Here is a 25,973-nt window from a genome sequence, read left to right as displayed (position 1 = left end):
CGCGCCGCCCGGCTGCGCCCGGCGGACGCGCTGCGGCGCGTCGAGTAGGCCGCCGTCCGGCATCCGCGGGCCGCCGTCCGGCATCCGCGGGCCGCCGGCCCGGCTTTCCCGGCCCGTTCCCCGGCCCGACTTTCCCGGCCCGACTCCCCATGTCCCAGGAGCTGTTCTTCCCATGTACGAACTCAGAGGCGTCACCAAGCGCTATGTCCGCGGCAAGGACGCCGTCCAGGCCCTCGACGGAATCGATCTGACCATCGGCGACGGCGACCGGCTGGTCGTCCAGGGCCCCACCGGTGGCGGCAAGTCGACGCTGCTGCAGATGCTGGGCGGGCTCGACCGGCCGACCTTTGGTGAAGTCGTCCTGGACGGCACCGATCTGGCCGGACTGTCCGAGGCCCGGCTCACCCGGGTGCGCAGCGAGCACATCGGCTTCGTCTTCCAGTCCTTCAACCTGATCCCGACACTGACCGCGCAGGAGAACGTCGAGACCGCTCTCGTCCCGCTCGGCGTCAAGGCCGCCGAGCGCCGCGCACGGGCCGCCGAGGCACTGGAATCGGTCGGACTCGGCGAACGGCTCGCGCATCTGCCGGGCGAGATGTCCGGCGGTCAGCAGCAGCGCGTCGCCATCGCCCGCGCCCTGGTCAAGCGGCCCAAGGTGCTGCTCGCCGACGAACCCACCGGAAACCTGGACGAGTCGACACGCGACGAGATCATGGACGTGCTCGAACGCATGTGGAAGGAGCACGGGTTGACGTTCGTGATGGTCACCCACGACTCCGTCCTCGCGAAGAGGGCCTCCCGCCGGGTGACGATCCGCCAGGGCCGGATCGCCGTCGAGGAGAACGCGGACGCGTAGGCGGCCGTCTCGGGGCGCATCCCGGGCTTCCCGGGCTTCTCGGGCCTCTCCTGCGTCTCACAGGGATCGCATATCTGACCGATTGTCATACCCCGTTGTTGAGCAGGTGATCACCCCCCGGCATACTGCATGGGCCGGGGGGATCTACGTGCACGCGTGCGATGCTTCCCCCGGTCGGGTGAACAGGGGATTCACCCGGTCATCCATTTCCCAGGGGGATTCTTGCGTAGACAAGTGAACAAGGCGCGCGCGGCCACCATTGCCGCCGCGACAGCCGTCGTCCTCGCCGCGGGTCTGACCAGCCCGGCTTCGGCAGGACCCGAGCAGCGTTCGTCCGACGCCGCCCGGCTCACCGCCCACCGTGACATCACCCTCATCACCGGCGACCGGGTCACCGTGAACGCCAAGGGGCACGTGGTCGGCCTGAAGCGGGCCAAGGGACGTGCGCACATACCCGTGAAGATCCGCAGGTCCGGCGGGCACACCTATGTCGTGCCGGCCGACGCGGCCCGTCTGATCGCCTCCGGCAAGCTGGACCAGCGCCTGTTCGACATCACCGAGTTGAACAAGTCGGCCACCCGACGGTCGTTCAGGAACGGCCTGAAGGTCATCGTCGGCTACAAGGGCGCCGCCGCCGGCGCACGGGCCGACGTCCGCGAGGCCGGCACCCTGCGCCGCACCCTCAGGACACTGAACGCCGACGCGGTGCAGACCCCGGCGAAGGACACGCCCGAGCTGTGGAAGGCGCTCACCGACGGGGACCGGACCGCCGCCGGTGTCGCCCGCGTCTGGCTCGACGGCGTCCGCAGGGTCAGCCTCGACAAGTCCGTGCCGCAGATCGGCGCTCCCACCGCCCAGAAGGCCGGCTACACCGGCAAGGGCGTGAAGATCGCCGTCCTGGACACCGGTGTCGACGCCACCCACCCCGACCTGAAGGGCCAGGTCGTCGCGGCCAAGGACTTCTCCGCCTCGAACAGCACCACCGACCACTACGGCCACGGCACCCACGTCGCCTCCATCGCGGCGGGCACCGGCGCCAAGTCGGGCGGCAAGTACAAGGGCGTGGCGCCCGACGCGAAGATCCTCAACGGCAAGGTTCTCGACGACTACGGCTACGGCGACGACTCCGGCATCCTCGCCGGCATGGAGTGGGCCGCCCAGCAGGGCGCCGACATCGTCAACCTCAGCCTCGGCGGCCCGGACACGCCCGGAGTCGACCCGCTGGAGGCGGCGGTCGACAAGCTCTCCGCCGAGAAGGACATCCTCTTCGCGATCGCCGCCGGCAACGAGGGCCCGGAGACGGTCGGCTCGCCCGGCAGCGCGGACTCCGCCCTCACCGTCGGCGCCGTCGACAAGAAGGACAGGCTCGCCGACTTCTCCTCCACCGGCCCGCGCGTCGGCGACGGCGCGGTCAAGCCCGACGTCACCGCGCCCGGTGTCGCCATCACCGCCGCCGCGGCCAAGGGCAGCCTCATCAGCCAGGAGGTCGGCGAGAACCCGGCCGGCTACGTGACCATCGACGGCACGTCCATGGCGACCCCGCACGTCGCCGGTGCCGCCGCCCTCCTCAAGCAGCAGCACCCCGACTGGGGCTACGCCGAGCTCAAGGGCGCGCTGACCGGCTCCGCGAAGGGCGGCGCGTACACCGCGTTCCAGCAGGGCGCCGGCCGCATCGCCGTCGACCGGGCGATACGGCAGACCGTGATCGCCGACCCGGTGTCGGTGAGCTTCGGCACCCAGGCCTGGCCGCACACCGACGACAAGCCGGTCACCAAGCAGCTGACCTACCGCAACCTCGGCACCGAGGACGTCACGCTCACCCTGAACCTGACGGCGACCAACCCCCGGGGAGGGGCGGCCCCGTCCGGCTTCTTCACGCTCGGCGCGACCGAGGTGACCGTCCCGGCCGGCGGCAAGGCCTCCGTGGACCTGACCGTCGACACCCGGCTGGGCGGCACCCTGGACGGCGCCTACTCGGCGTACGTCACGGCGACCGGCGGCGGGCACAGCGTCCGCACGGCCGCGGCCGTGAACCGCGAGGTCGAGTCCTACGACGTCACCGTCAAGCACATCGGCCGTGACGGCAAGCCCGCCACCGGCTACGACACCGCCCTGTACGGCTACTCCGGCCTCGGCGCCGGCCGCTCCTACCAGGTGTTCCCCTCCGACTCCGGCACGACGACCGTGCGCGTGCCCAAGGGCACGTACCTCCTGGAGTCCCAGATCGTGAAGGACCCCAAGACCTACAAGGGCGGCCTGGACTGGCTGGCTCAGCCGAAGCTCAGCGTGACCAGGAACCTCACGCTGACCATCGACGCCCGGACCGCCAAGGCGGCCAACATCACCGTGCCGGACAAGTCCGCGCGGCAGCAGGCGGCGATGATCAGCTACTACTACCAGCCGGCGGAGTTCGGCAGCGGCACCTTCGCCTACCGCTGGTCCGACCTGCGCACCGGATCCCTCGGCGGGGACGTCAGCGGACTGACCCAGACCTGGAACGGCCAGTGGACCAAGGGCGCGAGCACCGAGTACGACGTGGTGACCACCGCCAAGGTCAAGCGGTTCCAGGGCGGCAGGACACACCGCTACACGGCACGTGAACTCGCCACGGTGAAGGTCGCCATGGCCGCGGGCGGCTCCCGCAAGACCGGTGGCGTCACCGTGTACGGCGTCCTCCCCGAGGACTTCGTCGACAACCTCCTGATCGAGCAGAAACTGCCGGGCACGCGCACGCTGCACCTGTCGACGGCCCACGGCGTCAAGTGGTCGATGGACGTGCACCAGTACGGCGGCCGTGACCGCGAAGGCTTCCCGGTCATCGAGGCGTCCTACACGCTCGGCGCGCCGCAGACCTTCAAGGGCGGCAAGACCTACACCAAGACCTTCAACAGGGCGGTGTTCGGTCCGCACCTGAGCCGGCAGTACGGCCTGTTCCGGGACGGCAACACGATCTACGGCTCGCTGCCACTGTTCGCCGACTCCGCCGGGCACGCCGGCTTCTCGACGGTCACCTCGGCGAAGACGACCCTCTACCGCAACAACAAGAAGGTCGGCTCCACCGACGACCCGCTGACCGGGGAGAAGCCCTTCACCGTCCCCGCGGGTGACGCCGCGTACAAGCTGACCACCTCGGTCACCCGCAGCGCGAAGATCGCCAACGCCTCCACGCGCATCGACGCGACCTGGACCTTCCGTTCCAAGAAGCCGTCCCGCACCACCCAGCTCCCGGCCTCCTCGGCCCGCTTCAAGGCCACCACCGGCATGGACAACCGTGTCAAGGCGGGCAAGAAGATGACCTTCCCGGTCACCGTCGAGGGTGCCGCCGCGGGCAAGAACCTCAAGTCGCTGTCCGTCTGGGTGTCGTACAACAACGGCAAGACCTGGAAGAAGGTCACCGTCAAGAAGGGCAAGATCACCGTCAAGAACCCGGCGAAGGGCAAGGCCATCTCCTACCGCGCCAAGATCGTCGACAAGAAGGGCAACACATCGACGATCTCGATCTACAACGCGTACTACGGCAAGTGAGCCGAGCCGCGGAGTCCGGCGCGATGCGAGCCGGTGACGGATGACGGACGGCCCGCCCGAAGCCCCGCTTCGGGCGGGCCGTCCCCGTCTGTTCCGTCCATGGAGCAGGCCGTGGCCCCGGGCCTGCCGCCTCCGTGGCTACGGGAGAGCCGCCAGAGCGCGGTGCAGATGGGGCACGGCATGTGGTCCGTGATCACCGTGCACACATCCGTCGCACAGGGCTCCGCCAGCTCCTCGACAGGGCCCTCCCCGGCCTCGAAGCCCCACCAGACGTCGGACCTGGAAGGAAGCAGGAGACCGATCCGGACCGTCTCGCCCCTGGCGCCGTAGCGCACATTCGGGTTCGGGCGCTCCGGGAGCCACGACGCCTCCGCGTGGGCGCGCTCCCAGGCCTCCTTGCCGATCACCGAGAGGTTGACGGTGAACCGCATGCTTCTCGCGGTGTTGCCCCGGGACTTCTGGAAGCCCAGCTGAGCCCAGGCCTTCTCGTGCGGCAGCGCGTACCGCTGACCGGAACCCTTGAAGCCCAGCGCACGCAGGTGCGGCGCGGTCCGGGTGCGCATCGCGTACGCGTGGACAGCAGCAGCCGTGACCATGGTGGGTGTCCGTCCTCCGCCTCGGCGAAATCGGCCGGGCACAGTACACGGCGCCTGTGACAGTGGGCGGCCGCGTACGGCCACGGACGGTCATGCGTGGCCGTGCCGGGGAGCGCGCGGGCATGCGTGGGCACGCCGTCCACGGACGGCGCCGGCCGGGCCGGGAAGCGGCTCAGAGCCGGCTGTACGTCTCGATGTCCTCGGTGAACTCCTCGATCGCCTGCGGGGTCAGTGTCGGCCGGGTGTCGGCGATGGCGTTCAGATAGTCCTCGGTGGTGGCCGGCCTGCCCTGGCGGTGCGTGACCTCGCGTTCGAACGCCGCCTGTGCGCCCTTGCGGGCCGCGAACCCGATGTCGGCCGGCGTGAACAGCTCGCTGGCCTCGACCAGCCGGTCGAGGTCGACCGTGCCGGCGGTGTTCCCGAGGTAGCGGCTCCAGATCGCCCTGCGGGCGGTCGGGTCCGGAGGCCCGATGGGGATGACGTAGTCGAACCGGCCCGGCCGCAGGAAGGCGGGGTCGAGGGAGCGGACCGAGTTGGTGGCGCAGACCAGCAGCCGCGCGTCCCGCTCACGGAAGACGGGGATGAGCTTGAGCAGCTCGTTGGTCACCCCGTGCCCGGGGTCGACCGCCTTCCCGGACCGCACGGCGGCGATCTCCTCGACCTCGTCGATGAAGAGCAGCACCGAGTCCAGTTCCGCCAGCTCCGCGAAGGTCTCCCGCAGGGCCGCGGCCAGCCCCTCGCTCGTGTCGGCGGCGAGCCGGGACGGGAAGATCTCCACGAACGGCCAGTCCAGCCGTGAGGCGACCGCCTGGGCGAAACTGGTCTTCCCCGTGCCGGGCGGGCCGAACAGGATGATCGCCTTGGGCGGTACGACACCGTAGCGATCGGCCAGCTCCGGCTCCGTCAGCGGGAGCACCACACGACGCTCGACGACCTGCTTCTCCCGCTCCATGCCCGCCATGGCGTCCCAGAGCCCTTGCGGCAGCATGCGACCGCCCAGCGCCGTGAGGACATCGGCCTTGGCGGCCCCGGCCGGCTCGAATTTCTCGTAGTAGGTCAGGTCGTCGCGCAAACGGTAGCCGGAGTTCTCCAGTGCCTTCGTCCCGGCGGCGCCCGCGGGCAGCAGCGCGCTGATGTGCCGTACGCCCAGTGCCCTCAGGCGTCGCTCCAGATCACCGAGGAGCGCACTGCCGATCCCGCGCTCGCGCCAGCGGGAGGCGAGCGCGATCAGGAGAATCCATCCCCGCTTGCCGTGCGCCTGGGCCACGGCCATGCCCACCAGCTCGTCCCCGACCATCGCGACCACCGCCGGCTGACCGGCCCTGGCCGCGGCCATCACCTCGGAGACCGGGAACACGGGATCCTCGCCGATCAGGCGGCTCTGGTCCCAGATCTGGACGGCCTGGTCGAGATCGTCGTCGTGATAGTCCCGCAGATGCCATACGGGCATCGGCACCACCTCACACCCGACTCGGGAGCCCCATTGTCTCCCGCCGAAACACCGGACGGCGAACCCTGGAGACCGCTCCCGGCCGCCTGGGGCCATGGTTCCGTCAGCCGCGCGATACCGGCTCGATCGTGAGGGGAGCCGCGGATTCGAGGTCGATGGTGTCGCCCGGAACTCGGATTCCGGATCGATCTGTGCCCATGGCCATTCGGCCGAGACTTCGAACGGATCCACATGGACGACTCGTGCACGTGCCGGCGGGCAGCTGACCAGCAGGACGTTGCCAGCCTTGAGCTGCTGGTGGCCGATGCCTTCGCCCGTGGTGTGCTCCACGCCCTACCGTGACGGCGGCACGATACCGCGAGGCCGGCGCAGCGACTTCGGACGGGAGCGGACGCCGCCATGGGGCCGCCGGTCCTTCGCGTCAGGCCGAACGTCACTGGTCGCCGGAGCGGTGCGGTGATGTCATGGAGAGGAAGGGAGAGGAAGAAAAGGGGCAAGGAAAGGGCATGGACGAGCGGTCGCGAAGGCCGCAGCGCAGCGTCACGCCGTCGCGAAGCGGAGGAGGCCGAAGCCATGCTGCACCGCCGCACGGTCGGTGACGTGATGACCGAAGAAGTCGTCACCCTCCGCCCCGACGCGCCGTTCCACGAGGTCGTCTCCCTGATGGACGCGAACGACATCGCCGCGGCCCCGGTCGTCGACGACGAGGGCACCCCCATCGGTGTCGTGTCCGCGTCCGACGTGCTGCGGCACGAGACCGGCATGCCCGATCCGCAGGGGCAGGACGGGGACGACGAGCGTGCCTGGGGCAAGGCCCGGGCCCGGACCGCGAGCGCGCTCATGAGCAGCCCTGTCTTCACCGCCCGTGCCGACTGGACGATCCCCCGGGCCGCGCGGGAACTCCGCGAGAGGCGCGTCAAGCAACTGCCGGTCGTCGACGATCACGGGCTCCTGATCGGCATCGTCAGCCGCAGTGATCTGCTGAGCATCTTCATCCGCTCCGACGACGAGATCCGCGACGAGGTCGAGCGGGAGGTGCTGGGGCGCATCCTCGGCCTGGAGAAGGGCACCGTCGAGGTCGAGGTCCGGGAGGGCGCCGTCACCCTGCGAGGCGATGTCCCGGAACCGCGTCTTGTCCCGGTGGTCGTGGGCCTGTGCCAGGGCGTCGACGGTGTCGTCGCCGTGGACGCCCGTTTCGAGACGGTTCGGGTGGACTAGTCTCCGGTGGCCTCGTGCGTCGGAGCAATGCCCGTCGGGCACAAGGTTCCCCGGTTCGTTTCGGGTGGGGTGTTCGGCTCGACCCCCGCGCCGACGGACGGGGTTCGGTGTCCTGCGTCCCCTGGGCGGCAGCCGGCCGCTCGGCGGGTGTCCCGGTCACGGGAGCAGATGCGCCATGAGGTCGTCGGCGGCGGGGTAGGGCCGTTCCCGGGGCAGCAGTCGGGCGGCGGAGTCCAGGTCGCCGCTGCTGACGCGTGCGTGGATCTCGTGAGCGAGCGGAGTCACGTCGCTGATGGAGACCGTCCACTCGTCCGCGTAGCGCCGTACGGCCTCACCGGAGAGTCCGAGTTGCAGTGAACGGTAGGGCAGGGGCCGCAGGTGCAGATCGCGCTCGGGGTCCCACTGGACGCGGGCCGGCGCACGTTTCAGCTCGCGTTTCCAGGCGCTGCGGTCGGAGTGCAGCCCGGGTACGTAACTCGACAGGCATGCGTTGCGCAGCGCCCATTCGAAGCCGTCGCGAGTGATCTCGACGGCGAGAACGGTCTCCTGCCCCGCCTTCGTGCCCCAGCCGCAGCGGTACATCATCCACAGGAACGACGGCTTGATCCACGTCATGCGGTCCCGCTTCCACGTGGTGGGGAAGCGTCCCTGGCGAACCGCGGGTATGCCGATCTCAGGGGAGTACGCCTGGTAGACGGTGATCGTGGATGCCGTGTGGAGCGCGCGGATCCTGCGCTGCGGTTCTTCCATGGAGCACAGGGTGGGGCCGACGGTTCCCCGGAGGCCATTGATTTTCGGACGCGGCTGCTCCCGCAGGGCGGCTCGGCCGTGGCACCGCGCCCGGCGACACCACGGCTGGTGGAGCCGGGCTCAGGTTCGGCCGGTTACTTCTCCGCGACTTCGGGCGCGGGAGCGACCCCCGTCGGGCACGAGGCTCCCCAGTTCGTCTCGAACGGGGTCTCCAGCTCGACCCCGGTGCCGCCCAGGCCGCAGTAACCCGCCGGGTTCTTGTCGAGGTACTGCTGGTGGTAGGCCTCCGCCGGGTAGAAGGGGCGGCCGTCGGCCGGGAGGATCTCCGTGGTGATCGTGCCGTGGCCGGCTGCGGTGAGGACCTTCTGGTAGGCCTCGCGGGAGGCCTCCGCCGCGGCTGCCTGGGCAGGGGAGTGGGTGTAGACGGCAGAGCGGTACTGGGTGCCCACGTCGTTGCCCTGACGGTACCCCTGGGTGGGGTTGTGGGACTCCCAGAAGGTCTTCAGAAGCCGGTTGTACGAGATGACCTTCGGGTCGTAGACCACGCGGACCACTTCCGCGTGACCGGTCAGGCCCGAGCAGACCTCCTCATACGTGGGGTTCTCGGTGTAGCCGCCCTGGTAGCCGACCAGAGTGGTCCACACCCCTGCCGGGAGCTGCCAGAACCTGCGCTCGGCGCCCCAGAAGCAGCCCATGCCGAAGTCGGCGACCTCCAGGCCCTCGGGGTAGGGGCCAAGGAGCGGGTTGCCGAGGACCGTGTGGCGGTCGGGGACCTCGAACACAGGTGTGGGTCGGCCCTTGAGCGCCTGCTCGGGGGTGGGCATCTGCGGCGTTCGGCCGAAGAGCATGAGGGTCTCCCTGTCGGTCTGAGGCGGGCCCGCCCGTCACAACGAGCCCGTCGGTTCCGCCGCTCGCAGTGCACGGGCGACGGCATGGAAGGAGAACGATTCCGGCGCCGCTCGCATTCCGGATTCGGACGGTTTCCGGATTCAGACGGTCGGCCCGGCGGCTGCGGCCACCGCCGCGGCCGAGGCGTCGCGGATGGTGCAGTAGTACTCGGCCATGTCGTTCCGGTAACGCCACGGCAGCGCGTTCACATACCCGTCGACCAGCTTGAACTGCTCCAGTGCCGCCTCGTCCCGGTCCTGCAGCGACAGGTAGTACGCCAGCAGGTGCCGCAGCTCGGGCAGCCGCGGGTGGGACGGATCGGCCGCCGCCGCGTCGGCGAGGGCGGCGTCGACCCGGGCCACCATCTCGGGCGTGCGGTCGACGGCGCTGTCCTCCGACTCGTCGTGCTCGTAGTGGGCGATGAGCGGCAGTGCCGTGAGCAGGCTGCCCAGCGGTGCGCCGGCCGCGGCGCGCTCGGCGAACTCGGTGGCCAGTTGCTCCGAGCCGCGCCACTTCGCGCACCAGTACTGCAACGCCGAGAAGTGGGCCTCGTAGTGGTACGGGGCACGGGCGGTGATCTCCGCCCAGAGCTTGTCCATCTCGGAGTGCGGGTAGCCGAGGCCGAGCGCCACCCAGATCTCCGTGATGTACGGCGTGGGGTCGTCGGGGTTCAGGGCGGCGGCCCGCGCTATCTCCTCGCGGGAGCGCACCAGCGTCCGGTGGAAGCCCTCGAACTGCTCCCGGGTCGTGTACCGGGCCCGCTTGCTGCCGCGTATCTCCCAGGCGAGGGACACGGTGCTGCGGGCCCGGACCACGGCGGCGTCCGGGTCGTCGGGGTGCTCGGCCTCCCACGCGAGCAGCCAGTCGTCCTCCTCGGCCGCCTGCTCGGCGAACAGGGACACGGCGGCGGAGCGGCGCTCCCAGTCACGGCCGATGGTGCGCAGCACCTCCGCGGCCGGCCGCCAGTCCCCGCCGCGCACGGCGTTCAGCGCGGCCGCCCAGTCGGCGGGCGGCGGGGCCGCGTAGTCGGTGTTCTGCCGCTCCGGGGGCAGCAGACCGAACCGCTCGGCGACCTCCGAGGTGCTCTCGGTGCCCGGTGACCGGGACGCCTGTTTCAGCTCCTTCCGGTACTCCTTCACGAAGACCCAGGCCATCCACAGGGCGAAGAGCACGGTGGGGACGGCCAGAATGCCCAGGATCCACAGCAGGACGGTCATCGGGCGTGGGCTCCGTTTCTCGGTCGTTGAGGAGAGAGGGGTCGAGGAAGGGGGGCGGGGAGGGCGCACAGGGGAGTGTCAGGCGGTCGGTGTCGGGGGCAGCAGTGCGCGCAGCGGTCCGGTGTCCGGGCGGTCGGCGAGCGCGGCCTCCACGGCCGCGGCGAGGACGGCACCGGCCTCGGTGTTCCCGTCGTTCTCGTCGCCGTCGGCGAGGGATCCGGGAAGGTGGGCGGTCGCCGCCCGTTCCCAGGAGAACTCCCAGGTCACCAGCGAGTGCGCACTGAACTCGGCCAGCACCATGCTCCGCAGCGCATCACGCAGCACGGGACGGACGAACTCGCGGAAGGCGCGTCCCGTCGCGGCCGCCGCCTCGTCGGACAGCGGCAGGCGCTGCGCCAGCCGCCACAGCTGCCCGTCGTCGATCACCGCCAGCAGCCCGGACAGGGTCGGCCGGCCCTTGGTGTAGACGGCCAGCACCCGGTGCAGCGGGGTGTCGAGGGAGGCGAGGGCCTCGGTCATCGAGACGTTCAGCAGCTCGTTCCAGTCGGCGGCGCGGCGGAACGTGCGGGCCTCCTCCGTCAGGACCGCGTCCTCCAGGGCCGCCAGGGTCCGCTCCGGGGAGGTGAGCAGGTCGAGCGCGACGCCCTTGCCCTCCTCGGCGCGGCCGTCGGCGGGCAGGGCCTCGATCCGGCGGACGCGTGCGGCGATCGGCGGGTGCGAGTCGTACGGGGAGGCGGGCTCGTCCGGCAGCTGGGTGCGCAGCTCCACGAGTTCCAGCGTGCGGGCGCTCAGCATCCGGCCGAAGCCGCCGAAGAACTCCCCGCGTGGCGGCAGCAGCCGCGCGCGTACGCCGAGCAGGGCGTAGCAGTCGAGGTAGAACGCGTGCGCGGTGGCGAGGGCCGGGATCTCGCGCAGCGCCGACGCGGTCGCGTCGCGGCCGGCGATCCGGGCGGCGGCCAGGTCCGCCGCGTACTCCTGGTCGCGGGCCGTCGTCAGTGAGGCCCGCAGGTAGAAGGTGCCGTACAGCGTGTAGATCCGGGCCATCGTCCGGTACGTCAGCCCGGCCCCGGTCGTGTCGATCTCCTTGGCCTTCTTGCCCTTGGCCACGGCCTTGGCGGCGGCCTTCTCCTGGCGGGCGCGCTCCTTGGCGACCTTGTGGTCGGCCTTGGCGCGGAACTGCTCGATGATCCGCTCGATCTGCGTCCGGCCCCGGACGACGACGGCGGCCAGCCGGGTGTCGCCGCCGGTGAAGTGGCCGTACTCATGGGCGAGCACGGCGCGCAACTGGGCCTCGCTCAGCCCGGTCATGAGCGGTACGCCGAGGTAGAGGCGGCGTGGGCCGGGGAGCAGGCCGAGGAGCCGTGGCCGTTCGGCGACGGCCGCGTTGACCTCGCCGGTGAGGATGATCCGGTCGGGGGCGCGGGTGCCGGCGGCCTCCGCGAGTTCCCGTACCAACGCCCACAGCCGGGGTTCGTCGGCTTCGGTGACCTCCAGGCCCGCCACGTCCTCGTCCTTCGGTGTGCGCAGCATGAACATGCCACGTATGACCGGAAGGGCCAGCAGGACCGAGACGATCACGATCTTGCCGGCGAGCGCGCCGGGAGCCCAGCGCAGGGCCGCCGCGTCGAGGGCGGCCAGCGCCGCGAGCAGGACGAGGTTCAGCGCGTAGAACCCGAGCAGCAGTGCGACGGTGCGCAGCGCGCGCAGAGTTGCGCCCATCGGGCGGACCCCCCACAGAATCTGTGAAAGCGGACATGACGCAGCGACGGCCGCCGGGAGGTGACCGCGCGGTGGTGCGTGTGGGGGGAAACGCAGCAAGCGGAGTAGGCGGAGTATGCCCCACCGCAGGTCAGAGGGGCAATTCCAATCCTGCTCGGGCTTCGCTCCGGCCCGGTCCGAGCGCCCGGAGGGACCCCGTCCGGCCCTGACCCGACCCCGGTCCTGGCTCGCCGGAGAGAGCCTTGGTCCGACCCCGGTTTAACCCCGGTCCGGCTCCGGTCCGGCTCCGGACCGGGGGCACCGGAGGAGTCCCGGTCCGGCCGGGGGCGAGACCGGGGACGAAGAGGTGTCTCAGAAGAGGTGTCTCAGTGGAGCAGCGTCGCCGGACTGCCGCCGTTCGCCTCGTAGCCCGCCACCGCCAGGGCCCGGTAGAGGGCGAACTCCGCCGCCGGGTCGTCGGACAGCGTCCACGGCAGGGCGCCCACGTGGCCGTCGATGTGCACCAGCTGACTCATGGCCTCCGCCCAGCGTTCGCAGCGGACGAGGAAGAAGAGCAGCAGATGGCGGACATGGGCCTGCACCGGGTCGTCGGAGCGGGCCGACTGCACCGCGTGGAGCGCGCCGTGGATCGCCTTGGTCACGACCTCGCTCCGGTAGAAGCCCTGGACCAGGTTCACCTCGGGCATGTGCTCGAAGACGGCGAAGAGCGGAAGGCCCGCCAGCAGGGAACCCTGGGGCGCGCGGGCGGCCGCGGCCTCGGCGAACGACATCGCCAGCTCGCGCGAGCCGTGCCACTTCTCGCACCAGTAGTGCAGGGCCTCCAGATGTGCCCCCATGTGGTGCGGCGCACGGTCGAGGATCTTCAGCCAGAGCTTCTCGAACTCCGGCCGCGGGTACGCCAGGCCGCGGGCCACGGCCAGCTCGACGATGTGGGGGACCGGGTCGCCCGGGGCGAGCAGCGCGGCCTGGCCGCACGCCTCCTTGGCCTCCTCCATGATGATCCGGAACTCGTCCGTGCCCGGCGTCGCCGTACGCCATGCCTGCTGCACCAGGAACGCCGCGTGCACCGCCGCGCCGCCCGGGTCCTTGGGCGCCTCGGTGCGCCACACCCGCAGCCACTGCCCGCCCGGCGTCTCGCCGACCCCGCCCGGCCGCTGCCGCAGTTCCAGCGCGGCGGCACCGGCGAAGGCCTGCACCCGCTGCCAGCGCAGCTCGCCCTCCTTCTCCGTGCCCGCGAGGAGCTGGGAGGCCGCGCGGTAGTCCTGGGTCCGCTGCACCAGATCCAGGACGTCCAGCAGGTCCTGGTCGGGGCCGGGCAGGCGGACGTCCAGCTGCTCCTGCCGTACGAACCCGTAGTTCGCCGGGTCCGCGGCGTCCGGGTGCCCCGGGGGCACCTGCTCGATGACGCCGCGCTTGCGCCGCATGTACGGAAGCAGGACGAAGCCCAGCATGACCAGTGCCATCAGGACCCAGAGAATCTCCATGTCTCCAGCGAACCAGACCGTGCCGACACTTGGCCAACCTGTCCCGCCGGCCTGTGGAAAACCCGGCCACGAGCGGGGCCGGGCCCTGTCGTCCGCCATCACTTCCGCACGCCCACTACCCTCGGGCCCATGAGCGACAGGCACATCAGTCAGCACTTCGAGACGCTCGCGATCCATGCGGGCAACACCGCCGACCCCCTCACCGGGGCGGTCGTCCCGCCCATCTACCAGGTGTCGACCTACAAGCAGGACGGCGTGGGCGGCCTGCGCGGCGGCTACGAGTACAGCCGCAGCGCCAACCCGACCAGGACCGCCCTGGAGGAGAACCTCGCCGCCCTGGAGGGCGGCCGCCGCGGTCTCGCGTTCGCGTCCGGTCTGGCTGCCGAGGACTGCCTGCTGCGTACGCTGCTCCGCCCCGGCGACCACGTCGTCATCCCCAACGACGCCTACGGCGGCACGTTCCGCCTCTTCGACAAGGTCGCCTCCCGCTGGGGCGTGGAGTGGTCGGTCGCGGACACCGGCGACCCGGCCGCCGTACGGGCCGCCATCACCCCGAAGACCAAGGCCGTGTGGGTGGAGACGCCCTCCAACCCGCTGCTCGGCATCACCGACATCGCCGTCGTCGCCCAGGTCGCTCACGACGCGGGCGCCAAGCTCGTCGTCGACAACACCTTCGCCACGCCGTACCTGCAGCAGCCGCTCGCGCTCGGCGCGGACGTGGTGGTGCACTCGCTGACCAAGTACATGGGCGGCCACTCGGACGTCGTCGGCGGTGCGCTGGTCGTCAGCGACCCGGCCCTGGGCGACGAGCTGGCGTACCACCAGAACGCCATGGGCGCCGTCGCGGGTCCGTTCGACTCCTGGCTGGTGCTGCGCGGCACCAAGACGCTCGCGGTGCGCATGGACCGGCACAGCGAGAACGCCGCCAAGGTCGCCGAGATGCTGTCCCGGCACCCGCGTGTGACGCAGGTGCTGTACCCGGGACTGCCGGAGCACCCCGGTCACGAGGTGGCCGTCAAGCAGATGAGGACGTTCGGCGGCATGGTCTCCTTCCGGGTGCGGGGCGGCGAGGAGGCGGCCGTCGAGGTCTGCAACCGCGCCAAGGTGTTCACGCTCGGCGAATCCCTCGGCGGGGTCGAGTCCCTGATCGAGCACCCCGGGCGGATGACGCACGCCTCCGCGGCGGGCTCCGCCCTGGAGGTCCCCGGGGACCTGGTCCGGCTGTCCGTGGGCATCGAGAACGTCGACGATCTGCTCGAGGACCTGCGGCAGGCGCTCGGCTAGCACGCACCGGCAGGCCGGGGAGCACCGGCCGATCGGGGAACCACCGGCAGGCCGGGAATCACCGTCCGGCCGGAGGTCACCAGTCGGCCGGAGGTCACCAGTCGGCCACGGGAGGAGTCATGGGCGGCGGCTCCGCCCACGGCCGGGCCGTCAGCGCCCACACGGTGAGGGCCACGGTGGCCGCGAACAGCACCAGCCACATCGCCCGGCGGGCGGCCGTCCGGCGGCGCAGCATGCGCTCCCCGCGGCGCACCGCGTCGTCGTACAGCTCCACCGGCACCTGCGGCGACGGCTGCTCCAGAAGCCGCCGCACGGCGGCCTCGCGCTCGGTCCGGTTCACCGCCGCCTCCTCGCGTCGGGGTGTGCGCGCACGGCGCTCACGACGGCGCCACCTCGGGGCCGCGTACCGCCGGTGCCGGACGGTACGCCGGGCGGGCGAGTGCGACGACCGCGCGGTCGCAGAGGATGCGGACGCGGTCCGCGGGCAGCCCCAGCAGGGCCGCCGTCTGGTCCTCGGCCATCCCCTCGTACAGCCTGAGGACGGCGATCAACCGTTCCTGCGGGGTGAGGGCGGCCAGCGCGCCGGAGAGCTGCCGGCGGGCACGGCCCCCGCGCCGGTACCACGCCTCGTGGGCGAAACGGCCGGCCAGACGCTCACGGGTGTGGGCATACGGGTCCTCGCCGCGCAGCCGGTCCCAGGACGCGTACGTGTGCGCCAGGGCGAGGGTCAGCAGGCGCCGCGCGCGCGGGTTGTCGTCCGGGGCCTCCGCGGTGAGCAGCGTGGCGATGTGCAGCAGCCGGCCGGCCGCGCCCGCGACGAACGCCTCGAACTCCCGGGCCCGGCGGCCGCCCGGGGACGCCTGCCGTTCTCGCACCGCGCCTCCTGCCAGGGGCGACCGTGACAGCGGGACCCGTGCTCGTGCGGCGTGCGGGGCCCGGTCTCATGTCCCGGTCTCATACGAGGACACTCCCGGTCTCATATGAGGACAGCGGCATCCCGTCGGTCAAGAGCCGTGCGCGGAGCACGGCGCCCGCTGCGGCGCGCCGGCGGCGGACCCGGAGCGGCACAGGTGGCTCAGGACGCCGACGGCGAGTCCTGCTGGGCCGTGCAGTGGGCGTGACGGGCGGAGAGGGCGCGGTTGAAGCGGGTCAGCAGCGAGCAGAAGGCCTCGCGCTCCTCCGGCTTCCAGTCCTGGGTCAGCTCGGCCATCAGCTGCCGCCGGGAGGCGCGGACCTCCTCCAGCCGTGCCAGTCCGCGCGGGGAGAGCTGCAGCACCACGGCCCGCCCGTCCTCGGGATGGGAGGTGCGTTTGACGAGCCCGGTGTCGACGAGCGGTGCCACCTGGCGGGTGACGGTGGAGGAGTCGATGCCCATGCTCGCGGCGAGCGCCTTGACGCCCATCGGACCCTCTTTGTCCAGGCGGTTGAGCAGCAGGTAGGCGGCGCGGTCCATGGAGTTGCGCACCTGTCCGACCCCGCCGAGCCTGGTCTGTTCGGCGCGGCGGGCGAAGACCGCCACCTCGTGCTGGAGGGCGTCGAGGAGACCGGTGTCACCGACGGCCGTCGGGTCCGTCGGCTTGTCAGGTGTAGCGGGCATGGCGGAGGGCTCACTTCTCAAGGGCTGCTTGGGTTGGGGGACAGAGTACGCGGCTGCGGGGCGGGGCGTACCGGTGCCGGGCAAACCGGTTCCGCGGGAGGGGCGCAACCGTGTCCGGGGTCCGCGCACTGCGAGACTTGGGGCATGAGCTACAGCACGGCCGGTCCGCTGCGGGCCGTCACCCTCGACGACGTGCGCGGTGCGCAGAAGATGCTCTCGGGGGTGGCGCGGGTGACCGCGATGGAGAGCAGCAGGCACCTGTCCCAGCTGGTGGGCGTGCCGGTGTACCTCAAGTGCGAGAACCTGCAGCGGACGGGGTCGTTCAAGCTGCGCGGCGCCTATGTCCGGATCGCCGGACTGCTGCCCGAGGAGCGTGCCGCGGGAGTGGTGGCCGCGAGCGCCGGCAACCACGCGCAGGGGGTGGCGCTGGCGTCGTCGCTGCTCGGGGTGCACGCCACGGTGTTCATGCCGAAGGGCGCCCCGCTGCCGAAGGTCAGCGCCACCCGGGACTACGGCGCCGAGGTCCGCCTGCACGGCCAGGTGGTCGACGAGACCCTGGCCGCCGCGCAGGAGTACGCGGCCCGGACCGGGGCGGTGTTCATCCACCCGTTCGACCACCCTGACATCATCGCGGGTCAGGGCACGGTCGGCCTGGAGATCCTGGAGCAGTGCCCGAAGGTGCGCACGATCGTCGTCGGCATCGGCGGCGGCGGGCTCGCGGCCGGTGTCGCGGTGGCGGTGAAGACGCTCCGGCCCGAGGTGCGGATCATCGGTGTGCAGGCGGAGGGCTCGGCGGCGTATCCGCCGTCGCTGGCGGCGGGGCGGCCGGTGGCGGTCGAGAACCCGTCGACGATGGCCGACGGCATCAGGGTCGGAAGACCGGGCGACGTGCCGTTCGCGATCGTCGAGGAGCTGGTGGACGAGGTGCGCACGGTCACCGAGGACGCGTTGTCCGCCGCGCTGCTGCTGTGCCTGGAGCGGGCCAAGCTGGTCGTGGAGCCGGCCGGTGCGAGTCCGGTCGCCGCGCTGCTGGGCGGCGCGGACGGCCTCGGCGACCTCGAGGGCCCGGTGGTGGCGGTGCTGTCCGGCGGCAATGTCGATCCGGTGCTGCTGCAGCGGGTGCTGCGGCACGGCATGGCCGCGCAGGGCCGCTACCTGGCCGTTCGTCTGCGGCTGATGGACCGGCCGGGCGCGCTTGCCACGCTTTTGGGGGTGTTGTCAGTGGCTGACGCTAACGTCCTCGACGTGAGTCATGTACGAACCGATCCGCGGCTCGGGCTCACGGAGGCGGAGGTGGAGCTGCATCTGGAGACGAAGGGCCCGGCACACTGCGCCGAGGTCGGCCAGGCCCTGCGTGACGCTGGCTACACGATCATCGACTGAAGCCGCCGGCTGAAGCCGTCGACTGAAACCGTCGGCTGAACCCTTCAGCCGGCCCCTTCGGCCGGCCCCCGGCCGAACCCGTCGACCGATCCTGCCGGCCGCACCACCGGGCCGACCGGTCCGCGGGCGGCGAACGCCCAGGTCACCGGCCTTGTGTGCCCTTCCCTGCCACGCACTCGGGAAAACCCCTTGGAAGAACGCGATACATCGCGTTATGGTGTGTCTCGCGCCTTGTGGATGTGCGCGGACGCTGCGCAGGAGAAATTCCCGGCGGAACGCAACCCGTCTCTCTAGGCTTTTCCGGCAATCCCCTATTCACGTGGAGTTTTCATATGCCAGGCGCCATCTATGCCGAAGGTCTGGTGAAGACCTTCGGTGACGTAAGGGCTCTGGACGGCGTCGACCTCGATGTCCCCGAGGGCACGGTGCTCGGACTGCTCGGGCCGAACGGCGCGGGCAAGACCACCACCGTCCGCTGTCTGACGACCCTGCTGCGGCCCGACAGCGGCAAGGCCGTCGTCGCCGGCCTCGACGTGCTCAAGCAGCCCAATGAAGTGCGGCGTTCCATCGGCCTGTCCGGTCAGTTCGCCGCGGTCGACGAGTATCTGACCGGCCGGGAGAACCTCGAGATGGTCGGCCGGCTCTACCAGATGAGATCCCGCGCGGCGAAGGAGCGGGCCGCCGAGCTGCTGGAGCAGTTCAACCTCACCGAGGCCGCGGACCGGCCCACGAAGACCTACTCCGGCGGCATGCGCCGCCGGCTCGACCTGGCGGCGGCGCTCGTCGTCTCCCCGCCGGTGATGTTCATGGACGAGCCGACGACCGGTCTCGACCCGCGCAACCGCCAGCAGCTGTGGGACGTCATCAAGGAGCTCGTCTCCGGGGGGACGACCCTGCTGCTGACCACCCAGTACCTGGAGGAGGCCGATCAGCTGGCGCACGAGATAGCGGTCGTCGACCACGGCCGGGTCATCGCCCGCGGCACCTCCGACGAGCTCAAGGCCCGCACCGGCGGCGAGCGCGTCGAGGTCGTCGTGCACGACCGCGCGTCCATCTCCACCGCCGGTGAGGTGCTGCGCGGCTTCGGCAGGGGCGACGCCACCGTCGAGGAGCACACCCGCAAGCTGACCGTGCCGGTCACCGGTGGGGCCAGGCTGCTGGCCGAGATCATCCGCGAGCTGGACGCCCGCGGGGTCGAGATCGACGACATCGGGCTGCGCCGCCCCACGCTCGACGACGTATTCCTGTCCCTCACGGGCCACGTGGCCGAGGCCACGGACGAGGAGAACGGCGCGGAGAGCGCCGATGCACAAGACCGCCGGCGCGAGAAGGAGACCGTCAAGTGAGTGCCGTCACCGACAGCGTGCGGATCGAGCCGTCCGGCAACCCCGTGATGCAGTCCCTCCGGGACTCGCTGGTCGTCGCCAAGCGCAACCTGATCCGCATGACCCGGATCCCCGAGATGGTGATCTTCGGGCTCGTCCAGCCGGTCATGTTCGTGGTGCTGTTCACCTATGTGTTCGGCGGCTCGATCCAGGTCGGCTCCTCCATCTCCTCCGGGACCTACCGTGAGTTCCTGATGGCCGGCATCTTCGCCCAGACCGTCACGTTCGCCACGGCGGGCGCGGGGGCGGGCATCGCCGACGACATGCACAAGGGCCTCATCGACCGTTTCCGCTCCCTGCCCATGGCGCGTGGCGCGGTGCTGACCGGCCGCACCCTCGCCGACCTGGTGCAGACGGCGCTCACGGTCGTCGTCCTGGCGCTCGTCGCCCTGATCGTCGGCTGGCGCACGCACGAGAACATCGGCAAGGTGCTCGCCGGATTCGGCCTGCTCCTGCTGCTCGGATACGCGTTCTCGTGGATCGGCGCGCTCATCGGCCTGTCCGTGCGCACTCCCGAAGCGGCGACCTCGGGCGGTCTGATCTGGCTGTTCCCGCTGACGTTCATCTCGAACGCGTTCGTGGACGCGAACCAGATGCCGTCCCTTCTGCGGCACATCGCGGAGTGGAACCCGTTCAGCGCCACCGTCCAGGCGTGCCGCGAGCTGTTCGGCAACATTCCCCCGGGCTTCCGGACGCCCGAGGCCTGGCCCATGCAGCACCCGATCCTGACCTCGGTGATCTGGTCGGTCGTGATCATCCTGGTCTTCCGTACGCTCGCGGTCCGCAAGTACCGCTCGGCCACGGCGTGAGGGAGGACGGCGGCAGAAGAGCCGGCGGACCGGCCGGAACATGAGGGAACCCCCGGCGCACAGACGAGGCGCCGGGGGTTCACCAGAAGGGACGGCAGGTGTGTGCGGGCTCAGCCCTTGTACGGCTCGACACGGAGGATCTTCACCGAGGCGGTCTTGCCGTTGGGCAGCTCGTACTCCGCGGTCTCGCCGACCTTGTGACCCATCACACCGGCGCCCAGCGGGGACTGCGGCGAGTAGGTCTCGATCTCGGAGCTGGCGTACTCGCGCGAGGCCAGCAGGAAGGTCAGCGTGTCGTCCTCGTCGCCGTCGAAGGCGATCGTGATGACCATGCCCGGAGCGACGGTGCCGTCCTCGACCGGCGGCGAGCCGATCCTCGCGTTCTCCAGGAGCTGGGTCAGCTGGCGTACGCGGAGCTCCTGCTTGCCCTGCTCCTCCTTGGCCGCGTGGTACCCGCCGTTCTCACGCAGGTCCCCTTCTTCGCGCGCGGCCGCGATTTTGGCGGCGATCTCCGTGCGCGCAGGACCAGTAAGGTAGGCAAGCTCTTCCTTGAGCTTGTTGTACGCCTCCTGGGTCAGCCAGGTGACGTTCTCGCTGGTCTGGGTCACAGGTGCTCCTCGTCGGTACTGGGTATACAAAAGCATCGCCCTACCCAGAAGGATGTTCCCTCTTGGATGGGCGAAACCACGAGCCTAACAACCCCCGCCCCAAAGGGGGAGGACATAAGCCACAAGATCTACATCAACGCAGGTCGTCGCCCCGGTGTTCCGGCCTGTCGAGTGCGCCGACCGGCGTACCGGGCGGTGCGTCAGCCGGCATGGCAGCCCACCAGCTCGGCCGTCGCGCCCCGTGCCGTCGTACGCAGCGTGACCACGGTGTCGATCCGTGTGGCCCGCTGGTCGAAGCGGAAGTCCGCCCGTCCGACCTCGCTGCCGTCCATGGCCCGTGAGCGCAGTGTGCAGTAGCCGCGGGTGTCGGCGTCCTTGTGGACCTCCAGCTGGATCCGCATCGCGTCCTTCGAGGTCTCGAAGGAGATGATCTGCCCGCTGATCTCGTTCTGCCCGACGTAGTGGTAGGCGAAGTAACCGATCAGGGCCAGCAGGGCCGCGCCCAGAACGGCGCCCACGATCTTGAGTGTGCGGTCGTCACGCCCGTCCGGGGAGCGGCCGTAGCGGCCCTCGGGCGGCCTGGTGCTCACCGTACTCATGATCGTCCTCTCGGCCGGGCGGAACCCGCGTCCCGCGGGGGCTCCCGGGGGTGCATCCCGGAATTATTCGCCCCTCGATTCGGTCACTATAGAAGCCCACGCACGACTGCCCGACCGCCACCCCGGGACGACGGACCCGACGGCGTACCCGTGGGGCGGCACCGTTGACAGCCCGCTTGCGCCGGGCACCGACTTGATCTTGAGGACTGAGCCTTGACCGAGCAGTTGAGACTGATGGCCGTGCACGCGCACCCCGACGACGAGTCGAGCAAGGGAGCGGCCACCATGGCCAAGTACGTGTCCGAGGGGGTGGACGTGCTGGTGGTGACCTGCACGGGCGGAGAGCGTGGCTCCATCCTCAATCCCAAGCTGCAGGGGGACAAGTACATCGAGGAGAACATTCACGAGGTACGCCGGAAGGAGATGGAGGAGGCCCGGCAGATCCTCGGCGTCAAACAGGAGTGGCTCGGCTTCGTCGACTCCGGACTGCCCGAGGGCGACCCGCCGCCACCGCTGCCCGAGGGCTGTTTCGCCCTGGAGGACGTCGACAAGGCGGCCGGTGAGCTGGTGCGCCGGATCCGCTCCTTCCGCCCCCAGGTGATCACCACCTACGACGAGAACGGCGGCTACCCGCACCCCGACCACATCATGACCCACAAGATCACGATGGTGGCCTTCGAGGGTGCCGCGGACGCCGAGAAGTACCCGGTGGAGGAGTACGGGCCGACGTACCAGCCGCTGAAGCTGTACTACAACCAGGGCTTCAACCGCCCGCGCACCGAGGCGCTGCACAGGGCCATGCTGGACCGCGGTCTGGAGTCCCCCTACGGCGAGTGGCTCGAGCGCTGGGAGAAGTCCGGCCGCAAGGACCGCACGATCACCACGCACATCCCCTGCGCCGACTTCTTCGAGATCCGCGACAAGGCGCTGATCGCCCACGCCACGCAGATCGACCCCGACGGCGGCTGGTTCCGGGTGCCGATGGAGATCCAGAAGGAGGTCTGGCCCACCGAGGAGTACGAGCTCGCGAAGTCCCTCGTGGCCACCTCGCTCCCCGAGGACGACCTCTTTGCAGGCATCCGGTAGCCCTGAGGGACAATGCCTGACATGAGCGCAAGCGCGAACACGGCAGTGACGCACCTCGTCCCCCTCGCCGAGGTCGACCCGAACAAGGTCACCCCCGGCGTCCTCGGGTTCATCGTCTTCGCCGTGATGGCCCTGGCCGTGTGGGGCCTGATGAAGTCCATGAACCGCCATATGAACAAGGTCGACTTCAAGGAGGAGCCGGACCCGGAGACGGCGTCCGGCGCCCCCGCGGCCGATCCCAAGGCCCAGCAGAGCTGACACCGGGCGGCGGGCGGTGCCGCCCTCACCGCCCGGCCGGCACCGCCACCTCCTTCACCTCCTGTGCCCGCCGGCTCGGCACCATGCCCGGACACCGGGCCCGCCGCCCTGCCTCCGGGCTCACGCCCGCTCCGGCGCCAGTCGGCAGGCCCCGAGGCGGCCGTCCGGCTTCCCGCCGCGCAGCGGACGGCCGTCCCGGGAGAGCCGGGACAACTCGTCCCGGGCGAAGCCGGGACAGCTCCTGCCGGGCCCGGGCCACCGCCGCACCGGCCTCCACGCCCCCGGTGGCCGCGGACGGCGGCGACCAGCAAGCCGGTCAGCGGGCCGGTCAGTTGGCACAGCCGGGCCGGGTGCCCGGCGCCTTGCCGGAAGGCGTACGGGGCGCCGTGCGATGATCACGTTCCGTGCCCGGTGGGGCCCGGTGAGGCAGGATGGAGGCATGCCGAACCGACTGGCCCATGAGACCTCCCCGTACCTGCTTCAGCACGCCGACAACCCGGTCGACTGGTGGCCATGGTCGGAAGAGGCCTTCGCGGAGGCGCGGCGGCGCGAGGTCCCCGTGCTGCTGAGCGTCGGGTACAGCAGCTGTCACTGGTGCCATGTCATGGCGCATGAGTCCTTCGAGGACCCGGACACGGCCGCCGTCATGAACGAGCACTTCGTCAGCATCAAGGTCGACCGCGAGGAACGGCCCGACGTCGACGCGGTGTACATGGAGGCCGTCCAGGCGGCGACCGGGCACGGCGGATGGCCCATGACCGTGTTCCTGACGCCCGAGGCCGAGCCGTTCTACTTCGGTACGTACTTTCCGCCCGTGCCCCGGCACGGGATGCCGTCGTTCCGGCAGGTGCTGGAGGGCGTGCGGCAGGCGTGGGAGACCCGGCGGGAGGAGGTCGCCGACGCCGCCGGGAGGATCGTGCGGGACCTGGCGAACCGGCGGCTCGACTACGGCGCCGCACAGGTCCCCGGCGCACCGGAGATGGCGCAGGCGCTGCTCGCGCTGACCCGGGAGTACGACGCCCGGCGCGGCGGCTTCGGCGGGGCGCCGAAGTTCCCGCCGTCGATGGTGATCGAGTTCCTGCTGCGGCACCATGCCCGCACCGGCTCCGAGGGAGCGCTGCAGATGGCGCAGGACACCTGCGAGCGGATGGCCCGCGGCGGCATCTACGACCAGCTCGGCGGCGGCTTCGCCCGGTACTCCGTGGACCGGGACTGGGTGGTGCCGCACTTCGAGAAGATGCTGTACGACAACGCCCTGCTGTGCCGGGTCTACGCCCATCTGTGGCGGGCCACCGGCTCGGAGTTCGCCCGCCGCGTCGCCCTGGAGACCGCCGACTTCATGGTGCGTGAACTGCGCACCGAGGAAGGCGGGTTCGCCTCGGCCCTGGACGCCGACAGCGACGACGGGACCGGCAGGCATGCCGAGGGCGCCTACTACGTGTGGACCCCGCGGCAGCTGCGGGAGGCCCTCGGGGAGCAGGACGCCGAACTCGCCGCCCGGTACTTCGGCGTGACCGAGGAGGGCACCTTCGAGCACGGCTCCTCCGTGCTGCAACTGCCGCAGCAGGAAGGCATGTTCGACGCCGGGCGGATCGAGTCGATCAGGCGCCGGCTGTTCGAGAAGCGGGCCGAGCGCCCCGCCCCCGGCCGGGACGACAAGGTGGTCGCCGCCTGGAACGGGCTCGCGATCGCCGCCCTCGCCGAGACCGGCGCCTACTTCGACCGCCCGGACCTGGTGGACGCCGCGACCGCCGCCGCCGACCTCCTGGTACGGGTGCACATGGACGAGCACGCCGCGCTCCACCGCACCAGCAAGGACGGCCGGCCCGGGGCCAACGCCGGGGTGCTGGAGGACTACGCCGATGTGGCCGAGGGCTTCCTCGCCCTGGCCTCCGTCACCGGCGAGGGGGTGTGGCTGGAGTTCGCCGGGCTGCTCCTCGGGCATGTGCTCACCCGGTTCACCGACCCGGAGACGGGCGCCCTGTACGACACGGCCGTCGACGCCGAGCAGTTGATCCGCCGCCCCCAGGACCCCACCGACAACGCCGTCCCCTCCGGCTGGACGGCGGCCGCCGGCGCCCTGCTCGGCTATGCGGCCCACACGGGCTCCGAGGTCCATCGCGCCGCCGCCGAGAAGGCGTTGGGCGTGGTCCGGGCGCTCGGCCCGCGCGTCCCCCGCTACATCGGCTGGGGGCTGGCCGTCGCCGAGGCCCTGCTCGACGGACCGCGCGAGGTGGCCGTCGTGGGGCCGTCCCTCGACGACGAGGCGGCGAAAACCCTGCACCGTACGGCACTTCTGGGCACCGCCCCCGGTGCCGTCGTCGCCTGCGGCACCCCGGGGAGCGACGAGTTCCCCCTGCTCGCCGGGCGGCCCCTCGTCGACGGCGAGCCGGCCGCCTATGTCTGCCGCGGCTTCACCTGCGACGCCCCCACCACCGACCCGGACCGTCTGCGCGCCGCCCTGAGCGGCTGAGACGGGCCCGGACCTCCCCGGCGGGAGGTCACCTCCGGTCGGCGTACCCGGCCAGGGCACGCTCCACGATCGCCTCCAACTGCTCGTGATGGGCGCCCTTCCAGTAGGCGCGGCCGCAGTCGCGGCAGCGGGCGAAGACGTCGTAGGTGCGCCGAGTGCCGTGCTCCAGCTGGTCGGCCACCTCCTCCTTCGCGGCGTCCTCCAGCAGGCCGTTGCAGGCGGTGCACCGGGTCCAGGGGGCGAGCGCGGGACGGAAGCGGTCGAGGACGTCGTGGAGCTGCTCGTCGGGGCGGGTGCTGTAGACGAAGGCGCCCGCCCACAGTTCGCGGCGGCGCAGCAGGCCCCGGTCACGGCTGAGCATGACGCGCTTCTCGGCGGCGGAGCGGGCGGCGAGGGCCGGGTCGCCGATGTCGGTCGACTCATAGGCCGCGTCCACGCCCAGCAGACGCAGACGGCGGGCGAGGGTGCCCAGATGCACGTCGAGGAGGAAGCGCAAAGGAGCGCCGGGGACCTGCTGGGGGCGTGTCACGGCCCGCACCTGGACGGTCTCGTGCGCCCGGGGGACGTGCGACGCCGGTACCGTGCGGCCGTCCACCACCAGTGCGCCGACCTCGGTGAGCGGCACGCCCAGGGACTCCACGACGTGACCGAGCGTCGAGACGCCGTCGGTGACGACCGGGGTGGCGCCGTGGCGCCGGGAGTGGGGGACGAACAGATGCAGGCCGGGGGCGAACTCGACGCGGATCTCGGGACCGTTCACCCGGTCAGGATGGCACGGGCGCGGGATC

At 71.3% G+C, this 25,973-nt stretch carries 23 protein-coding genes; 10 read left to right on the top strand and 13 right to left on the bottom strand.

All coding sequences use genetic code 11. From position 1 onward, the window contains the following. Nucleotides 1-172: 172 nt before the first annotated feature. Nucleotides 173-856: an ABC transporter ATP-binding protein gene (locus tag ABD224_RS12685; protein ID WP_344049581.1), complete on the top strand. Its 684-nt coding sequence runs from the start codon at nt 173-175 to the stop codon at nt 854-856. Between the two features lie 234 nt (nt 857-1,090). Continuing rightward, nucleotides 1,091-4,381, top strand: a complete 3,291-nt coding sequence (locus tag ABD224_RS12680; protein WP_344049580.1) for a S8 family peptidase — start codon at nt 1,091-1,093, stop codon at nt 4,379-4,381. Here ABD224_RS12680 and ABD224_RS12675 read toward each other — a convergent pair. Beyond that, nucleotides 4,369-4,977, bottom strand: a complete 609-nt coding sequence (locus ABD224_RS12675; RefSeq protein ID WP_344049579.1) for a DUF4304 domain-containing protein — start codon at nt 4,975-4,977, stop codon at nt 4,369-4,371. The two genes, ABD224_RS12680 and ABD224_RS12675, sit on opposite strands and share 13 nt — an antisense overlap. Nucleotides 4,978-5,149: 172 nt before the next feature. Next, a complete protein-coding gene (locus ABD224_RS12670) occupies nt 5,150-6,427 on the bottom strand; it encodes an ATP-binding protein (protein WP_344049578.1) in 1,278 nt (425 codons plus the stop codon). 573 nt (nt 6,428-7,000) lie between these two features. On the opposite strand from ABD224_RS12670, the gene ABD224_RS12665 reads away from it, so the two are divergent. Continuing rightward, nucleotides 7,001-7,645 (top strand): CBS domain-containing protein, encoded by a 645-nt coding sequence (locus tag ABD224_RS12665; protein ID WP_344049577.1) that lies wholly within the window; start codon nt 7,001-7,003, stop codon nt 7,643-7,645. A 156-nt stretch (nt 7,646-7,801) separates the two neighbouring features. On the opposite strand, the gene ABD224_RS12660 is transcribed toward ABD224_RS12665, so the two are convergent. The 5 genes from ABD224_RS12660 to ABD224_RS12640 all read right to left on the bottom strand — a co-directional run bounded on the left by ABD224_RS12660 (nt 7,802) and on the right by ABD224_RS12640 (nt 13,703). Beyond that, nucleotides 7,802-8,395, bottom strand: coding sequence for a DUF4291 domain-containing protein (locus tag ABD224_RS12660; RefSeq protein WP_344049576.1), 594 nt, complete (start codon nt 8,393-8,395; stop codon nt 7,802-7,804). Nucleotides 8,396-8,529: 134 nt separating this feature from the next. Next, complete coding sequence (msrA, locus tag ABD224_RS12655; protein ID WP_344049574.1) at nt 8,530-9,243, bottom strand: peptide-methionine (S)-S-oxide reductase MsrA; 714 nt, start codon at nt 9,241-9,243, stop codon at nt 8,530-8,532. Nucleotides 9,244-9,384: 141 nt separating this feature from the next. Continuing rightward, a complete protein-coding gene (locus tag ABD224_RS12650; RefSeq protein ID WP_344049573.1) occupies nt 9,385-10,500 on the bottom strand; it encodes a hypothetical protein in 1,116 nt (371 codons plus the stop codon). Between the two features lie 78 nt (nt 10,501-10,578). After that, entirely contained in the window at nt 10,579-12,219 is a 1,641-nt protein-coding gene (locus tag ABD224_RS12645; protein ID WP_344049572.1) for a M48 family metallopeptidase, read from the bottom strand. 365 nt (nt 12,220-12,584) lie between these two features. Continuing rightward, a complete protein-coding gene (locus tag ABD224_RS12640) occupies nt 12,585-13,703 on the bottom strand; it encodes a hypothetical protein (RefSeq protein ID WP_344049571.1) in 1,119 nt (372 codons plus the stop codon). Nucleotides 13,704-13,832: 129 nt separating this feature from the next. Here ABD224_RS12640 and ABD224_RS12635 point away from each other — a divergent pair, with 129 nt between their 5' ends. Then, complete coding sequence (locus ABD224_RS12635; RefSeq protein ID WP_344049570.1) at nt 13,833-14,987, top strand: cystathionine gamma-synthase; 1,155 nt, start codon at nt 13,833-13,835, stop codon at nt 14,985-14,987. A gap of 94 nt (nt 14,988-15,081) precedes the next feature. On the opposite strand, the gene ABD224_RS12630 is transcribed toward ABD224_RS12635, so the two are convergent. The 3 genes from ABD224_RS12630 to ABD224_RS12620 all read right to left on the bottom strand — a co-directional run bounded on the left by ABD224_RS12630 (nt 15,082) and on the right by ABD224_RS12620 (nt 16,584). Beyond that, nucleotides 15,082-15,327, bottom strand: coding sequence for a hypothetical protein (locus tag ABD224_RS12630; RefSeq protein WP_344049569.1), 246 nt, complete (start codon nt 15,325-15,327; stop codon nt 15,082-15,084). Nucleotides 15,328-15,364: 37 nt separating this feature from the next. Beyond that, nucleotides 15,365-15,862 carry a sigma factor-like helix-turn-helix DNA-binding protein gene (locus tag ABD224_RS12625; protein ID WP_344049568.1) on the bottom strand — a complete coding sequence of 166 codons (498 nt, stop codon included), beginning with the start codon at nt 15,860-15,862 and terminating at the stop codon, nt 15,365-15,367. Nucleotides 15,863-16,062: 200 nt separating this feature from the next. Then, nucleotides 16,063-16,584, bottom strand: coding sequence for a MarR family winged helix-turn-helix transcriptional regulator (locus ABD224_RS12620; RefSeq protein ID WP_344049567.1), 522 nt, complete (start codon nt 16,582-16,584; stop codon nt 16,063-16,065). 144 nt (nt 16,585-16,728) lie between these two features. Here ABD224_RS12620 and ilvA point away from each other — a divergent pair, with 144 nt between their 5' ends. The 3 genes from ilvA (at nt 16,729) to ABD224_RS12605 (ending at nt 20,161) form a co-directional block, all read left to right on the top strand. Then, nucleotides 16,729-17,967 carry a threonine ammonia-lyase gene (ilvA, locus tag ABD224_RS12615; RefSeq protein ID WP_344049566.1) on the top strand — a complete coding sequence of 413 codons (1,239 nt, stop codon included), beginning with the start codon at nt 16,729-16,731 and terminating at the stop codon, nt 17,965-17,967. A gap of 332 nt (nt 17,968-18,299) precedes the next feature. Further along, entirely contained in the window at nt 18,300-19,313 is a 1,014-nt protein-coding gene (locus tag ABD224_RS12610; protein WP_344049565.1) for an ATP-binding cassette domain-containing protein, read from the top strand. Next, complete coding sequence (locus ABD224_RS12605; protein ID WP_344049564.1) at nt 19,310-20,161, top strand: ABC transporter permease; 852 nt, start codon at nt 19,310-19,312, stop codon at nt 20,159-20,161. Before ABD224_RS12610 ends, ABD224_RS12605 begins: the two co-directional genes overlap by 4 nt. Nucleotides 20,162-20,271: 110 nt before the next feature. Here the strand turns inward: ABD224_RS12605 and greA are convergent, their stop codons facing one another. Next, nucleotides 20,272-20,769 carry a transcription elongation factor GreA gene (gene greA / locus ABD224_RS12600; protein ID WP_344049563.1) on the bottom strand — a complete coding sequence of 166 codons (498 nt, stop codon included), beginning with the start codon at nt 20,767-20,769 and terminating at the stop codon, nt 20,272-20,274. 200 nt (nt 20,770-20,969) lie between these two features. Then, nucleotides 20,970-21,368 (bottom strand): DUF4307 domain-containing protein, encoded by a 399-nt coding sequence (locus ABD224_RS12595; RefSeq protein WP_344049562.1) that lies wholly within the window; start codon nt 21,366-21,368, stop codon nt 20,970-20,972. Between the two features lie 213 nt (nt 21,369-21,581). Here ABD224_RS12595 and mca point away from each other — a divergent pair, with 213 nt between their 5' ends. From mca to ABD224_RS12580, 3 genes are all read left to right on the top strand, one after another. After that, nucleotides 21,582-22,454: a mycothiol conjugate amidase Mca gene (gene mca, locus ABD224_RS12590; protein WP_344049561.1), complete on the top strand. Its 873-nt coding sequence runs from the start codon at nt 21,582-21,584 to the stop codon at nt 22,452-22,454. A 12-nt stretch (nt 22,455-22,466) separates the two neighbouring features. After that, a complete protein-coding gene (locus ABD224_RS12585) occupies nt 22,467-22,712 on the top strand; it encodes a hypothetical protein (protein ID WP_344049560.1) in 246 nt (81 codons plus the stop codon). 439 nt (nt 22,713-23,151) lie between these two features. Beyond that, nucleotides 23,152-25,185: a thioredoxin domain-containing protein gene (locus ABD224_RS12580; RefSeq protein ID WP_344049559.1), complete on the top strand. Its 2,034-nt coding sequence runs from the start codon at nt 23,152-23,154 to the stop codon at nt 25,183-25,185. A 28-nt stretch (nt 25,186-25,213) separates the two neighbouring features. Here the strand turns inward: ABD224_RS12580 and ABD224_RS12575 are convergent, their stop codons facing one another. Beyond that, nucleotides 25,214-25,945 (bottom strand): Mut7-C RNAse domain-containing protein, encoded by a 732-nt coding sequence (locus tag ABD224_RS12575; RefSeq protein ID WP_344049558.1) that lies wholly within the window; start codon nt 25,943-25,945, stop codon nt 25,214-25,216. Nucleotides 25,946-25,973 lie beyond the last annotated feature (28 nt).

Origin of the sequence: Streptomyces thermoalcalitolerans, from assembly GCF_039525155.1 — a bacterium.
Taxonomy (GTDB): domain Bacteria; phylum Actinomycetota; class Actinomycetes; order Streptomycetales; family Streptomycetaceae; genus Streptomyces; species Streptomyces thermovulgaris.
The sequence above is the reverse complement of the archived record's forward strand: the minus strand, read 5'-3'. Positions and strand labels throughout refer to the sequence as shown.